The 14,259-nt window shown below is 64.6% G+C and carries 11 protein-coding genes; 5 read left to right on the top strand and 6 right to left on the bottom strand.

The window, feature by feature from the left end:
* Positions 1-352 precede the first annotated feature (352 nt).
* The 4 genes from ABZE94_RS14280 to xseA all read right to left on the bottom strand — a co-directional run bounded on the left by ABZE94_RS14280 (position 353) and on the right by xseA (position 4,226).
* On the bottom strand, positions 353-1,330 hold the full coding sequence (locus ABZE94_RS14280) for a FecR domain-containing protein (protein ID WP_372876175.1): 978 nt from the start codon (positions 1,328-1,330) through the stop codon (positions 353-355).
* Positions 1,317-1,832: a sigma-70 family RNA polymerase sigma factor gene (locus ABZE94_RS14275; RefSeq protein ID WP_372876174.1), complete on the bottom strand. Its 516-nt coding sequence runs from the start codon at positions 1,830-1,832 to the stop codon at positions 1,317-1,319. Before ABZE94_RS14275 ends, ABZE94_RS14280 begins: the two co-directional genes overlap by 14 nt.
* An 84-nt stretch (positions 1,833-1,916) precedes the next feature.
* Complete coding sequence (locus ABZE94_RS14270) at positions 1,917-2,741, bottom strand: peptidoglycan DD-metalloendopeptidase family protein (RefSeq protein ID WP_372876173.1); 825 nt, start codon at positions 2,739-2,741, stop codon at positions 1,917-1,919.
* A gap of 105 nt (positions 2,742-2,846) precedes the next feature.
* Positions 2,847-4,226: an exodeoxyribonuclease VII large subunit gene (gene xseA, locus ABZE94_RS14265; RefSeq protein ID WP_372876176.1), complete on the bottom strand. Its 1,380-nt coding sequence runs from the start codon at positions 4,224-4,226 to the stop codon at positions 2,847-2,849.
* Positions 4,227-4,359: 133 nt separating this feature from the next.
* Here xseA and ABZE94_RS14260 point away from each other — a divergent pair, with 133 nt between their 5' ends.
* A complete protein-coding gene (locus tag ABZE94_RS14260) occupies positions 4,360-4,911 on the top strand; it encodes a sugar ABC transporter ATPase (RefSeq protein ID WP_372876172.1) in 552 nt (183 codons plus the stop codon).
* A 40-nt stretch (positions 4,912-4,951) separates the two neighbouring features.
* On the opposite strand, the gene ABZE94_RS14255 is transcribed toward ABZE94_RS14260, so the two are convergent.
* Positions 4,952-7,087 carry a TonB-dependent siderophore receptor gene (locus ABZE94_RS14255; RefSeq protein WP_372876171.1) on the bottom strand — a complete coding sequence of 712 codons (2,136 nt, stop codon included), beginning with the start codon at positions 7,085-7,087 and terminating at the stop codon, positions 4,952-4,954.
* Positions 7,088-7,256: 169 nt separating this feature from the next.
* Between ABZE94_RS14255 and guaB the strand changes: the two genes are divergently transcribed.
* The 4 genes from guaB to tadA all read left to right on the top strand — a co-directional run bounded on the left by guaB (position 7,257) and on the right by tadA (position 12,765).
* Positions 7,257-8,726: an IMP dehydrogenase gene (gene guaB, locus ABZE94_RS14250; RefSeq protein WP_372876170.1), complete on the top strand. Its 1,470-nt coding sequence runs from the start codon at positions 7,257-7,259 to the stop codon at positions 8,724-8,726.
* Positions 8,727-9,003: 277 nt separating this feature from the next.
* Positions 9,004-10,584 carry a glutamine-hydrolyzing GMP synthase gene (gene guaA / locus ABZE94_RS14245; RefSeq protein ID WP_372876169.1) on the top strand — a complete coding sequence of 527 codons (1,581 nt, stop codon included), beginning with the start codon at positions 9,004-9,006 and terminating at the stop codon, positions 10,582-10,584.
* A 272-nt stretch (positions 10,585-10,856) separates the two neighbouring features.
* A complete protein-coding gene (locus tag ABZE94_RS14240; protein WP_372876168.1) occupies positions 10,857-12,227 on the top strand; it encodes a multicopper oxidase family protein in 1,371 nt (456 codons plus the stop codon).
* Positions 12,228-12,282: 55 nt separating this feature from the next.
* Positions 12,283-12,765, top strand: a complete 483-nt coding sequence (gene tadA, locus ABZE94_RS14235) for a tRNA adenosine(34) deaminase TadA (protein WP_372876167.1) — start codon at positions 12,283-12,285, stop codon at positions 12,763-12,765.
* Between the two features lie 86 nt (positions 12,766-12,851).
* Here tadA and mltF read toward each other — a convergent pair.
* On the bottom strand, positions 12,852-14,259 hold a 1,408-nt coding region (mltF, locus tag ABZE94_RS14230), incomplete at its 5' end, for a membrane-bound lytic murein transglycosylase MltF (protein ID WP_372876166.1).

Below are 14,259 nucleotides of genomic sequence, written 5' to 3'. Positions count from 1 at the left end.
TCTTCCGGGAGTTGCGCCAGGGCGGCCGGGCTGGTGCCAGTCAACGCCAGGCCGAGCAGGGCGCCGCGTATGGCCTGGCCGAGCGGATTAGTGCGGGCGGGTAGGAACGATCTCATCGCGTTTCATATTCTCCAAGGGGGCAGATGGGCCTGTATAGCGGCCTTCCCTTATGAGTCGAACGAGAATGAGAATTCACCTCATAAAATTTTCATGGCGCTGAGCTCTTTCGTTCGGGCTGTCGGGGTACACGTGGGGCTCTTTGCTCCGCCGCTCAGCGCCTATGGCAATCGCGAGCTGGATCGCGAGGCGTCTCCAGGCGCGGTAGCAGCAGGCGAGAGTTTTTTACAGCCGCTCAGCTCCCGGCCGTCAGGGTGACCCAGTAGCGGGTGCGGTAGTCGATGCGCACGGGCAGTGTCTGGGCGATCAGGGCCAGCACCTGGTCGGTGTCGGCGAGTTGGTAGGTGCCGGACAGGCGCAGGTCGGCGCTGGCGTCGCTGCACCTGAGCACGCCGCGGCGATGGCGGGCGAGTTCGGCGATGAAGTCGCCCAGGCGCATGTCGTGGGCGCTGATCACCCCATCGCTCCAGGCCCAGGGGTCGAGGCCGTTCTCCGGTGCGGGCGAAAGACTGCTGGCATTGAATAACACCCGTTCCCCGGGCTGGACTATGCGCGCGGCCGTTGTGGCGCTGTCATCGGGAAATATCGCCACGGCACCTTGGCGCACGGCAAGCAGGGTGCCGCCGCGCTGCTCGCGAACCAGGAAGCGTGTCCCCAGGGCGCGCAGATGACCGTGCTGGGTTTGCACCCAGAAGGGCCGGGCCAGGGTGGCCTCCGGGTCGGCGCCGGTGTCGATGAGGATTTCCCCATGGCGCAGGACAAGCAGCCGGCGCCGCTCGTCGAAACGGGTATCGATGGCACTGTCGCTGTTGAGTTGGATGCGGCTGCCGTCGGCCAGGTCGATCGCACGTCGCTCGCCGGTAGCGGTTCGGTATTCGGCCAACAGGTCTGGTAGCGCTCCGTGGTCGTGGCCGAGCCAGGTCAGACCTCCGGCCGCCAGCAGGCCAAGCAGTTTCAGGCTGTCGCGGCGGCGCAGGCGCTGGTTGGCGTTGTTCAGGGTGTGCCGGGTGATGGCCGGCGGTAGCCCGGTGAAGTCATCGTTCAGCGTTGCGACCCGTTGCCAGGCGCGTGCGTGTTCGGGGCTTTGCCCGAGCCAGCGGTCGAATGCCTGGGCGGTACCGTCCTCGGCCTGGTTGAAGCGCAGCTTGATCAACCACTGGATGGCCTGATCGACGAGGGCGGGATCCAGTTGACGCGGATCAGAGGTCGGCATAGCGCAATCGGTAGCAGGCATGCAGGGCCTTGGCCAGGTCGCGCTCGACGGTGGCGCGAGACACGCCGAGCTGCTTGGCGATTTGTGGGCAGGTCAGACCGTCCAGCTGGGCCAGCAAGAAAGCCTGGCGGATACGCGGCTTCAGTTGATCGAGCAGACGGTCGATGCGCTCGAGGCTGTCGAGGATCAGCCGGCGGGTCTCTTCCGAGGGCAGTTCCTGCGCCGGCAGGTGAGCGACACTCTCGAGGTAGGCGCGCTCCAGTTGCCGGCGGCGGTACTGATCGATCATGAGACCGCGGGCGATGCTGCTCAGAAAGGCGCGGGGTTCACGCAGCGGTTGCGTTTCGCGGGCTTTCAGCAGGTGGACGAAGGTGTCCTGGGCGATGTCGGCGGCATGCTCCCGGCAGCCGGTGCGGCGGCTTAGCCAGTGGTAGAGCCAGGAGTGGTGGTGGTGATAGAGCAGGGCGATCTGGGCGTGGTTCGGCATGTCGTCGCTCTGCATGGCTGGTGCAATCGGTTTAATCGATAATGTTTCGCATTCTAATCTGCTCCGCGAGGATTGGGCAATTGTCGCCGTGCCGGGCGTTCAGGGCTTGAACGCGCCGATGAAGATCGCCGGGTCGACCCGGGCGTCGTTGAGGCTGACGTTCCAGTGCAGGTGCGGTCCGGTGGCGCGGCCGGTGGCGCCGACCTTGCCGAGCACGCCGCCGCGCGGCAGTTCGTCGCCGACCTTCACGCCGATCTCCGACAGGTGGCAGAACATGCTGATCAGGCCCTGGCCGTGGTCGACGAACACCGTCTTGCCGTTGAAGAAGTAGTCGCCGGTGAGGATCACCGTGCCGGCCGCCGGGGCCTGGATCGGGGTGCCGCGGTTGGCGGCGAAATCCAGGCCCGAGTGCGGGTTGCGCTCCTCGCCATTGAAGAAGCGGCGCAGGCCGAAGGGGCTGGACAGCGGGCCGTTGACCGGCTTGTCGAACAGCAGGTTGCTCGGCTGGCGCGGGCTGAACTGCTGGTAGGCGCGGGTCTGCTCGGCCAGTTCGCGCTGGATGCGCGCGAGGTTGGCGGCGTTCGGGGTGACGTGCTGCTGGTTCTTGACGGTGATGCGCTGCTCGACATAGTGCTTGCTGGCGACCTGGAAACTCAGGGTCTGACTGCCGTTGACCTGGATCTGCTGGTTGCCGGGTTTGCTGCTCAGGGGCAGGCCGACGATGGCGATCCAGCGCTGGCCATCCTCGTGGATCACCAGCAGCGGTTTGCCCTGGTAGCTGGCGCTTGGTGCCGTGGCGCCGGCACCGAGGTCGACCACGGCGACGCCGCCGGGCACCGGTTTGTGCAGCAGGCGGCTGATAAAGCCTTCGGCGTGAGCGGGCAGGGCGAGGCAGAAGGCGACTAGCAAGACAATTAAACGCATGGGCTATCCAGGGGTGATCGGTTGGGGTTGATTTGATTCACCGGTTAACGGTGACATAACGCTCCTACCGGCGGCGTGTTCGTCCAGTCGTCAGCGGCATTCAGCCTAATCCAGCAACGACAGGGTCGTCGGCTGTACGTGGTTGTCCTCGACCCGCACATCCAGCTCGCCCTCGCCCAGCCGTGCTTTCAGGCGCTGGCCGGTGTGGGTGTCGGCGGCGCGGCGCACGGCCCGGCCACGCTCGTCGAGGAGGATGCTGTAGCCGCGGCCGAGGGTGGCCAGCGGGCTGACCGCCTGCAAGGTCTGTACCTGACTTTGCAGCTGCAGGCGGCGTTGCTTCAGGCCTTCGCGCATGGCCCGGGGCAGGCGTTCGGCGAGGCTGCCCAGGCGCTGACGCAACAGTTGCAACGTGCGCTCGGGGTGCTGGCCGGCCAGGCGGGTTTGCAGACGCGCCAGGCGCTCGCGGCGAGTGTTCAGGTGGCGTTCGAAGGCCCGCGTCAGGCGCATTTCCAGGTCATCCAGGCGCTGGGCGTGCTGGCGCAGGCGTTCGCCGGGGTGACGCAGGCGCCGGGTCAGGCCGTCCAGGCGCAGGCGTTCGCGCTCCAGGCGGTTGTGCATGCGCATGACCAGGCGGCGCTGCAGGCTGTGCAGGCGCTGCACCAGCTCGCTGGCGTCGGGGGCCAGCAGTTCGGCGGCGGCCGAGGGGGTTGGCGCACGCACGTCGGCGACGAAGTCGCAGATGGACACGTCGGTTTCGTGGCCCACGGCGCAGACGATCGGCGTGACGCAGGCCGCCACCGCGCGGGCCACGGCCTCTTCGTTGAAGCTCCAGAGGTCTTCCAGGGAGCCGCCGCCGCGGGCCAGGATCAGCGCATCGAAGCCCTGGCGATCGGCCAGTTGCAGGGCGCGGATGATCTGACCGCTGGCCTCGCGGCCTTGCACGGCGGTGGGGATCAGGGTCAGGGCGACCTGCGGCGCGCGGCGGCGGAACACGCTGATGATGTCGCGAATCACCGCGCCGGTCGGCGAACTGACGATGCCGATGCGCCTGGGGTGGGCCGGCAGGGCGATTTTGCGTTCGCTGGCGAACAGGCCCTCGGCGACGAGTTTTTCCTTCAGGGCTTCGAAGGCCAGGCGCAGGGCGCCGTCGCCGGCCGGTTCTACACTGTCGAGAATCAACTGGTAGTCGCCGCGCCCTTCGAACAGCGAGACCTTGCCGCGCACCTTGACCGCCAGGCCGTCGCGCAGCGCCTGCCGCACCCGCGCGGCGTTTTGTCGGAACAGCGCGCAGCGCACCTGGGCCTGGCTATCTTTAAGGGTGAAGTAGATATGCCCGGAAGCCGGCTTGGCCAGGTTGGAAATCTCCCCTTCGACCCAGATGCTGGAAAACACATCCTCCAGCAGCAGGCGCGCGCGGTTGTTGAGCTGGCTGACGCTGAGCACTTCGCGGTCGAGGTTCAGGCGTTGGAACGGGTCTTTGATCATGTGCGGCATGATAAAGGCTTTGCCGGGCGCACCATAGGGTAAGAGTCGCGTAGCGCCGGATGGGGCTATTTGCCTTGACCGCTGGGCAGTGGCCATTAAGCTGCGCGGCTTTCAGTCAGAGCGAGGGCGTGCCATGCGCGATCAGCAGGCCATCATAGTGCCGCAAATCTCCAGCTTCCCGGGACATGAGGCCAGGGCGCGGGCGATCGTGCGCTGGCTGGTGCAGCAGGATATCGTTGCCGAGCGGCAGACCACCTGTGGCCGCACATTCAACAAGATGGCCTACGGCATTGCCCCGGGCGCCCGGCAGGTGGTCGAGCAGCCGCAGCTGCTGCCCTTCGGCCAGCCAGTCAATGGCCTGGAGATCGTCTCCAAGCGCTGCATCTTCACGCCGCTGCAGGACTTTCACGAGGAGGCCGGTTGTCCGCAGTGCCGCCAGGAGGTTGGCGCGGCGCTGTTCGATCGTCTGGAGGAGTGGATGCCCGGCCATAGCGACAACTTCATCTGCCCGGAATGCGGGCACGAAGACGATATCAATGGCTTTATCTTCCTCCAGCCCTGCGGCTTTTCCAATCTGGGCTTCATCTTCAACAACTGGGCCGAGGCGGTATTCAGGCAGAGCTTTCTCGACGAATTCGCCGAGCGCCTGGGCTATCCCGTTTCGCTGGTGCGCGTCGATCTTTGAGGGGGCTCGTCCTTGAGCCGAGGAGGTGCCGGGCGTGCGGTCAGAAATCGACGCTGGCCGACAGGCGCAGTTCGCGTGGCTCGCCGACGGCAATGCGCAAGCTGCCGCCGCTGGATGGGTAGTAGTGTTTGTCGAACAGGTTGTTGGCGTTGAGTTGCAGCTTGGTTTTCTCGCCAAGCAGTTGCGTGGTTTCCCAGGAGACGAAGGCGTCGGCCAGGGTGTAGCTGTCCAGCCAGGCCTCGTTGCTGTTATCCACCGCACGTTTGCCCACGTAGCGGGCGCCGGCGCCGGCACGCCAGGTGCCGAACCGGGCGGGGAGGGCCAGGTCGTGGGTGAGGTAGAGGCTGCCGATATGGCGCGCGGCATTTACCAACTGGTTGCCCCGGTTGTCCGGGTCGTCGAGGATTTTCGTGTCGGTGTAGGCGTAGGCGGCGATCATGTTCCAGCGCTCGGCGATGCGCCCGTTGAGGTCCACTTCGATGCCGCGTGAGCCAACCGTGCCGGCAGCCTGATCCTCACCGTTGAGGGTCACCACCACATTTTCTTTCTCGATGTCGAACAAGGCGATGTTGGCGCTGAGGTTCGGCGTGACGTCGATCTTCGCGCCAATTTCGCGGCTGATGCCTTCCTCCGGCTCATGGGCTGCGGCATCGGCCAGGCTGTCCGACTGGTTGGGTCTGAAGGACTCGCTGTAGTTGGCGTAGAGCGAGACCTGGTCGTTGAGGGCATAGACCAGGCCGGCAAAGGGCAGGAATCTCTCGCCGTTGTCGTCCAGTACCCGCGTGTAATTGCTGCCGCGGCCTTGATCGAGGAATTGCTCGTAGTACTGATAGCGCCCGCCCAGTACCAGAATCCACTGCTGGTTCAGGTGCCAGTTGTCCTTGGCATAGAGCGAGGCGGAATGTACCTCGTCGCTGCGGTCGCTCCGGGTGGTGCTCAGTTGGCTGGGCTCGGCAAGGCTGCCATAGACCGGGTGGTAGATATTCAGGCTGTCGTTGTTACGGGTGCCGCGGTAGGTGTCGCCACGGAAGTTGTCGACGCGCTCGTTGTCGACGCCCACCAGCAGGTCGTGACGCTGGCCGAACAAGCGGGTATTGCCGAGCCAGTCCCAGGCCAGGTAGTGCACGTCGTTGTCGTATTCGGCGCCGTTGGCGCGGCGGCGCAGGGTGCCGTTGGTGGCGAGGCTGGGCTGGCCGGCGGTGGGTATGGCTTCGGCGAAGTCGTATTTTTCCTGATTCCAGCTATAGCTCAGGCGGGTTTTCCAGTCCGGGTTCAACTGGTATTGCGCGCGCGCATGGAATAGCTGGTCGATGCCTGCGCTCTTCGCCCAGGGTTCGCCGAACTGCTGGTTGTACCTGGTATCGGCTATGCGGTTGTCGATCAGCACGGTGCCGCGATCCACCGGGGCGGAGAATTCCTTGTACTGGTAGCTCAGGTCGATCTGCAGGTCGCCACCGGTCCAGCTCAAGGACGGGGCGATCAGGCTGTGTTCGTCGCTGCCGTAGTTGCGCCAGTAGTCTGCATGTTGGCGCTCGGCGATCAGCCGATAGGCAAAGCCGCTGTCGCCCAGCGGGCCGGTAGTGTCGGCCGACAGGTTACCGCCGCCGAAGCTGGTGTGTTCGCCGGTCACTGTGGTGCGGCTGGCGTAGGCGGGTTTCTTGCTGATCACATTGACCAGTCCGCCCGGTTCCAGGGCGCCGTAGAGCAGCGAGGCCGGGCCTTTGAGCACTTCGACCCGCTCGCTGGTGGCGTCGAAATTGCGAGACATATTGCTGCGCACGCCATCGCGCAGAATCGAACCGTCGGTGTTATTGCCGAAGCCGCGTTTGACGAAGCCGTCTTGGGTGCCGGCCAGGGTGTTGCTCTGGGTCATGCCGCTGACGAACTTCATGGCGTCGTCCAGCGAGCGAACCTGGTAGTCCTCGATCGTCTGGGGCGTTACCACTTGCACCGATTGCGCCTCTTCCCTGAGTGGCACCGCGGATTTACTGGCGGTGCTGGCGGTTCTCGCCCGATAGCCTTGTTCGAGGGCGCGCGGCGCGACGATTTCCTGGCTGGGCAGTTGCAATTGCGCCGTGGCCTGCGCCGCCAGTGACTGGCCGGCGGGCAGGAGGCTGAGGGTAAGCAGGGCGGTTTTTCGGCCGAATGAGGCGGGGCTGGGGCGTGCAGATGGCATTGGTGTCTCGGATTTTGATGATATTGAGAATCGTTATTATATGGGTATTATTCGATTTAGTGGCAGCGAACTGAAATGCTTGTGCACGCAAGGCATTCTTTGCATTGAGTGGGATAGCCCTGCTGGGTATAATGGCGCGCTTCCAATTTCCCGCCCGGGAGCCCCCGCCATGCTGCGTATCAGTCAAGAAGCTCTTACCTTCGACGACGTTCTACTTATTCCTGGTTATTCCGATGTTCTGCCGAAGGATGTCAGCCTCAAGACGCGCCTGACCCGTGGTGTCGAGCTGAATATTCCGTTGCTCTCCGCTGCCATGGACACCGTTACCGAAGCCCGTCTGGCGATCGCCATGGCCCAGGAGGGTGGCATTGGCATCATTCACAAGAACATGACCATCGAGCAGCAGGCGCTCGAGGTGCGCAAGGTCAAGCGCTACGAGTCCGGGGTGGTAAAGGACCCGATCACCATCGAGGCCGATGCCACGGTGGGCGATCTGTTCGACCTGACCCGGCAGAACAACATTTCCGGCGTGCCGGTGCTCCATCACGGCGATCTGGTCGGCATCGTCACCTCGCGTGACGTGCGTTTCGAGACCGATATGAGCGCCAAGGTGCGCGACGTGATGACGCCCAAAGAGCGTCTGGTCACGGTCAAGGAAGGTGAAGATACCCAGGTGGTGCGCAAGTTGCTGCACAAGCACCGCATCGAGCGTGTGCTGATCGTCAACGATCAGTTCCGCCTCAAGGGCATGATGACCGTCAACGATATCGAGAAGGCCAAGGCCTATCCGCTGGCCAGCAAGGACGACCAGGGTCGTCTGCGCGTCGGCGCCGCGGTCGGTACCGGTGCCGATACCGGCGACCGGGTTGCCGCGCTGGCGGCGGCGGGGGTCGATGTGATCATCGTCGACACCGCCCACGGTCACTCCAAGGGCGTGATCGACCGGGTGCGCTGGGTCAAGCAGAACTTCCCCGAAGTGCAGGTGATCGGCGGCAATATCGCCACCGGCGATGCCGCCAAGGCCCTGGTCGAAGCCGGCGCCGATGCGGTCAAGGTCGGTATCGGCCCGGGCTCGATCTGCACCACGCGTATCGTTGCCGGGGTCGGCGTGCCGCAGATCTCCGCGGTGGCCAATGTCGCCGCCGCGCTGGAAGGCACCGGCGTGCCGCTGATCGCCGACGGCGGTATCCGCTTCTCCGGAGACCTGTCCAAGGCCATAGTGGCAGGTGCCTCCTGCGTCATGATCGGCTCGATGCTGGCCGGTACCGAAGAGGCGCCGGGCGAAGTCGAGTTGTTCCAGGGACGTTCCTACAAGGCTTATCGTGGCATGGGTTCGCTGGGCGCCATGTCCCAGGCCCAGGGTTCCTCGGACCGTTACTTCCAGGACTCCTCCGCCGGTGCCGAGAAGCTGGTGCCCGAAGGCATCGAGGGTCGCGTGCCCTACAAGGGCTCCATGAGCGCCATCGTCCATCAGTTGATGGGCGGCCTGCGCGCCTCCATGGGCTACACCGGCTGCGCCACCATCGAGGAAATGCGCAGCAAGCCGCAGTTCGTGCGCATCACCGGCGCCGGCATGGCCGAGTCCCATGTGCACGATGTACAGATCACCAAGGAAGCGCCGAACTACCGGGTCGGCTAAGAAATGGATGTGCCGCTGCTGCGCTTGCGCCAGCGGCGTTGGAGAGGAACTCGAAATGCTCATTTGCTACGGCAAACTGCGCTTCCTCGCTCCTCTCCACGATCCCCATGGATGGGGTGAATGCAGCGAGCCCGTAGGGATAGGGCGCTGCCTTGCTGCCACTGCGCTCGCGACGTGGCACATCCATTTTTGAAAATTGTTCAGGCACGGGGCTGTAGCTGTTGAGAACGACGGGGCAGCCCCTTGTCATTTGTGAATTCCGCTACGAGAGACGGCCATGGCTCATCCTGACATTCACGCCCACCGCATCCTGATCCTGGATTTCGGTTCGCAGTACACCCAACTGATCGCCCGTCGTGTGCGCGAGATCGGCGTGTATTGCGAGTTGCATCCCTTCGACATGAGCGACGAAGACATCCACGCCTTCGCCCCGCGCGGGATCATCCTCGCCGGCGGCCCGGAGTCGGTGCATGAGCTCGACAGCCCGCGCGCACCGCATGCGGTGTTCGACCTCGGCGTGCCGGTACTGGGCATCTGCTACGGCATGCAGACCATGGCCGAGCAGCTCGGCGGCAAGGTGCAGGGTTCGGATCTGCGCGAGTTCGGCTATGCCCGCGTCGATGTGGTCGGCAAGGCCCGTCTGCTCGACGGCATCGAAGACCATATCGACGACGATGGCGTGCTCAGCCTGGATGTGTGGATGAGCCATGGCGACAAGGTCACCGAGTTGCCGGAAGGTTTCCATATTCTCGCCAGCACCCCGAGCTGCCCGATCGCCGGCATGTGCGATGACGCGCGTGGCTACTACGGCGTGCAGTTCCATCCCGAGGTGACCCACACCAAGCAGGGTGGGCGCATCCTTTCGCGTTTCGTCCTGGACATCGCCGGCTGCCAGGCGCTGTGGACGCCGTCGAATATCGTCGAGGACGCCATCGCCCAGGTACGCGCCCAGGTCGGCGGCGCCAATGTCCTGCTCGGCTTGTCCGGCGGCGTGGATTCTTCGGTGGTCGCCGCCTTGCTGCACAAGGCGATCGGCGATCAGCTGACCTGCGTATTCGTCGACAACGGCCTGCTGCGCCTGCACGAAGGCGAGCAGGTGATGGCCATGTTCGCCGAGAACATGGGGGTCAAGGTGATCCGCGCCAACGCCGAAGAGCAGTTCCTCGACAACCTGGCCGGCGAAGCCGACCCGGAGAAGAAGCGCAAGATCATCGGTCGCACCTTTATCGACGTGTTCGATGCCCAGGCCAGCAAGCTGGACAGCATCAAGTTCCTCGCCCAGGGCACCATCTACCCGGACGTGATCGAATCGGCCGGCGCCAAGACCGGCAAGGCCCACGTGATCAAGTCGCACCACAACGTCGGCGGCCTGCCCGAGGAAATGAACCTCAAGCTGGTCGAGCCGTTGCGCGAGCTGTTCAAGGACGAAGTGCGGCGCATCGGCCTGGAGCTGGGCCTGCCCTACGACATGGTCTACCGCCATCCGTTCCCGGGCCCGGGCCTGGGTGTGCGCATCCTCGGCGAAGTGAAGAAGGAATACGCGGACATCCTGCGCCGCGCCGACCATATCTTCATCGAAGAGCTGCGCAACTTCGACTGGTACCACAAGACCAGCCAGGCCTTCGTGGTGTTCCAGCCGGTCAAGTCGGTCGGCGTGGTCGGTGACGGCCGCCGTTACGCCTGGGTCGTGGCCCTGCGCGCGGTGGAAACCATCGACTTCATGACCGCACGCTGGGCGCACCTGCCGTACGAGCTGCTGGAGAAGGTCAGCAACCGCATCATCAACGAGATCGAAGGCATCTCCCGCGTCACCTACGACGTGTCGAGCAAGCCGCCAGCGACTATCGAGTGGGAGTGATGCATTGGCGGGACGGCTTCCTGGTCGTCGGCCATGCTGCGTTGCGTCCTCGCTTTTAATGCTCACGTACTGCAGTACGCTGCGCTTGAAAGCTCCGGGGCGCCTTGCCTGGCCTTAGCCAGGTAACCCTTTTTCTGCATCGCCTGTTCGATTTTAAAGCCTCTAAAAAGCCGGTCCATCAGAGACCGGCTATTACATGCCTACCTTGATTTCCCCGATGGGCCCAGCGTGTTGTTCTAGAAAGTCCCCCTTATCTAGAGGTGTCTGTACCCATGTCATTTACACGTCGACAAATTATCGGTGGCCTGCTCGGTTTGACTGTCGTAGGCCTCGGTGCCGGCGGCGTGCGCTATTGGCTGGGGCGGCCGCTGGTCGCCGCGGAATACGACTACGAGTTGATCGCCGCGCCGCTGGATCTTGAGCTGGTGCCGGGGCATCTCACCCCGGCCTGGGCCTATGGCGGCCAGGCGCCGGGCATGGAAATTCGCGCCAGGCAGGGCGAGTGGTTGCGCGTGCGCTTTATCAACCGGCTCGAGGTGCCGACCACCATCCACTGGCATGGCATCCGCCTGCCGCTGGAGATGGACGGCGTTCCCTATGTCTCGCAGCTACCGGTGCTGCCCGGCGAATACTTCGACTACCAGTTCAAGACGCCGGATGCCGGCAGTTTCTGGTATCACCCGCACACCGCCAGCGGCGAGCAGCTGGGCCGCGGCCTGGTCGGTGCGCTGATCGTCGAGGAGCGCGAGCCGAGTGGTTTCCGCCATGAGCGCACGCTCAGCCTGAAGAACTGGCATATCGACGAGCAGGGCGCTTTCAGCGATTTCAGCGTGCCCCGTGAAGCGGCGCGCGGCGGCACTCCCGGGCGGCTGAGTACGGTCAACGGCGTGCATGCGCCGATCCTGGAGCTGCCGGCCGGGCAGGTGGTGCGCCTGCGTATTTTGAACCTGGACAATACCCTGACCTATAGGCTCAACCTGCCGGGCGCCGAGGCGCGCATCTATGCGCTGGATGGCAACCCGATCGAGCCGCGGCCGCTGGGCAAGGAGTACTGGCTGGGGCCGGGCATGCGCATCGAGCTGGGGCTGCAGGTGCCGGCGGCGGGTATCGAATTGTCGCTGCGCAATGGTCCGCTGCGCCTGGCCACCTTGCGTGGGGCGTCGAGTGCCGAGGCTGCCGGCGAGTGGCCAGCGGCGCTGCCGGCCAACCCGATTGCCGAGCCGGATCTGGCCGCCGCCGAAACCCTGAACTTCAACTTCGAGTGGGTCGGCGCGCTGTCGCAGGGGCTGGCGCAGGGCGCGGCGCACAGCTTCTGGCAGATCAATGGCCAGGCCTGGGACAGCAAGGACAAGGGCTGCGCCGATAAGCCCATTGCCAGCCTGCAGCTGGGCAAGAGCTATGTCTTCGAGCTGCGCAACCTCAGCCAGTATCAGCATCCGATTCACCTGCACGGCATGACCTTCAAGGTGCTGGCCTCGAACCGCAAGCAGATCACCCCTTACTTCACCGACACCTACCTGCTGGGCAAGAACGAGCGCGCGCGGGTGGCGCTGGTCGCCGATAATCCGGGAATATGGATGTTCCACTGCCATGTGATCGACCATATGGAAACCGGCCTGATGGCCTCCATCGAGGTGGTGTGAATTTTCCGCCAGGGTGCGTCATGCGCACCCTGGCTAGGATTGACCTGGCGAGACTATGAAAAGAGTACAAATCATCGACCGCAGTCACGACGCACATTTCATGCGCGAGGCCCTGGCCCTGGCCGCCGAAGGGGCGGCCCTGGGCGAGGTGCCGGTCGGCGCCGTGCTGGTGCAGGGCGGCGCGATCATCGGCCGCGGCTTCAATTGTCCGATCTCCAGTCACGACCCCAGCGCCCACGCCGAGATGGTGGCGATCCGTGCGGCGGCGCAGGCCGTCGACAACTACCGTCTGCCGGGCAGCACCCTGTACGTGACCCTGGAGCCGTGCAGCATGTGCGCCGGCCTGATCGTCCATGCGCGGATTCAGCGGGTGGTGTATGGCGCCACCGAACCCAAGGCCGGCGTGGCCCTGAGTCGTGGCGAATTCTTCAATCAGGCGTTTCTCAATCATCGGGTGTTGATCGAGGGCGGGGTGCTGGCCGAGGAGAGCAGTGCGCTGCTCAGCGAGTTCTTCAAGGCCAGGCGCGCAACGCGGTAGAGGCCGTCTTGCCTGTAGCTCGCCAGCATGTCGCCCGAATAAGCCCAGGCGCAATCCGGGAAGAGCGCCGCGTCATCCGGCATGCGCTATAACGGCGGCAGCTCTTCCGGCGGCGGCTCCTTGTTCACCCCTGGCGTGTGCAGGTTGCTGGCGGCCATCTGGTTGCCTTCCAGCTGCGGCTGGGTGACCCAGGTGAGGATGTCGTAATAGCGGCGGATGTTGCGCACGAAGTGCACCGGTTCGCCGCCGCGGGCATAGCCGTAGCGGGTCTTGCTGAACCACTTTTTCTGCGACAGGCGCGGCAGGATCTTCTGCACATCCAGCCATTTGTCCGGGTTCAGCCCTTCGGCTTCGGTCAGCTTGCGCGCATCTTCCAGGTGGCCGCCGCCGACGTTGTAGGCGGCCAGGGCGAACCAGGTGCGATCCGGTTCTGCGATGCTCGCGGGCAGTTGATCCTTGACCCGGGCGATGTACTTGGCGCCGCCGGCGATGCTCTGCTTGGGGTCGAGGCGGTTGGACACGCCCATGGCCTGGGCGGTGCGCAGGGTCAGCATCATCAGGCCGCGCACCCCGGTTTTCGAGGTGGCGGTCGGTTGCCAGAGTGATTCCTGATAGCCCATGGCGGCCAGCAGGCGCCAGTCGACCTGATTGACCTGGGCCGCCTGGCGGAAATCCTTCTCGTAACGGGGCAGGCGCTGCTGCAGGTGCTTGGCGAAGGTGTAGGCGCCGACGTAACCGAGCACGTCGACGTGGCCGTAGTAGCGTTCCTTCAGGCGCTGCAGGCTGCCGTTCTGCTGGGCGCGCTCGAGAAATCTGTTGATCTCGTCGAGCAGGCTGTTGTCTTCGCCGGGGGCGACGGCCCAGGCCAGGCTCTGCGAGTCGCCGAGGTCGAAGGCCACCCGCACGTTGGGGAAGTACACCTGGTTCATCGCCAGTTCGTTGGAGTCGACCAGGGTCAGGTCGATCTGCCCCTCGTCGACCATGCGCAGCAGGTCGACCACTTCCACGTCCGCCGATTCTTCGTAGTTCAGCTCCGGCAGTTCGAGCTTCAGCTTGGCCAATTGTTCGGCGTGGCTGCTGCCCTTGAGAACCAGGATGCGCTTGTCGGTCAGCTCGTCCGGGCGCGTGGGGCGACGCTGGCCGTTGCGATAAATGATTTGTGGGGTGACTTCCAGGTAAGGCTGGGAGAAGCGGGCGACCTGCTGTCGTCCGTCGCTTGCTACCAGGCCGGCGGCGGCCAGCACCGGGCCATTTTCCTTGCCGAGGCTGGCGAACAGCTCGTCGAGGTTGTCGGCGGTCTCGATTTGCAGCTCCAGGCCCAGGTCATCGGCAAAGCGTTTGACCAGTTCGTATTCGAAGCCGGTTTCGCCGTTGCGATCCTGGAAATAGGTGGCCGGGCTGTTGCGGGTGATCACCCGCAGTACACCCTCCGCCTTGACGCGCTCGAGGGCGCTGGGGGCTTCAGCGCAGCTGACGAGCACTAGGAGGATTCCG

Source organism: Pseudomonas sp. (assembly GCF_041601375.1).
Lineage (GTDB): Bacteria > Pseudomonadota > Gammaproteobacteria > Pseudomonadales > Pseudomonadaceae > Aquipseudomonas.
The sequence above is the reverse complement of the archived record's forward strand: the minus strand, read 5'-3'. Positions and strand labels throughout refer to the sequence as shown.

Coding starts and splice junctions, on each gene's coding strand:
- ABZE94_RS14280 (WP_372876175.1), bottom strand. CDS start 1,330: ATGCCGACCTCTGATCCGCGTCAACTGGATCCCGCCCTCGTCGATCAG.
- ABZE94_RS14275 (WP_372876174.1), bottom strand. CDS start 1,832: ATGCAGAGCGACGACATGCCGAACCACGCCCAGATCGCCCTGCTCTAT.
- ABZE94_RS14270 (WP_372876173.1), bottom strand. CDS start 2,741: ATGCGTTTAATTGTCTTGCTAGTCGCCTTCTGCCTCGCCCTGCCCGCT.
- xseA (WP_372876176.1), bottom strand. CDS start 4,226: ATGATCAAAGACCCGTTCCAACGCCTGAACCTCGACCGCGAAGTGCTC.
- ABZE94_RS14260 (WP_372876172.1), top strand. CDS start 4,360: ATGCGCGATCAGCAGGCCATCATAGTGCCGCAAATCTCCAGCTTCCCG.
- ABZE94_RS14255 (WP_372876171.1), bottom strand. CDS start 7,087: ATGCCATCTGCACGCCCCAGCCCCGCCTCATTCGGCCGAAAAACCGCC.
- guaB (WP_372876170.1), top strand. CDS start 7,257: ATGCTGCGTATCAGTCAAGAAGCTCTTACCTTCGACGACGTTCTACTT.
- guaA (WP_372876169.1), top strand. CDS start 9,004: ATGGCTCATCCTGACATTCACGCCCACCGCATCCTGATCCTGGATTTC.
- ABZE94_RS14240 (WP_372876168.1), top strand. CDS start 10,857: ATGTCATTTACACGTCGACAAATTATCGGTGGCCTGCTCGGTTTGACT.
- tadA (WP_372876167.1), top strand. CDS start 12,283: ATGAAAAGAGTACAAATCATCGACCGCAGTCACGACGCACATTTCATG.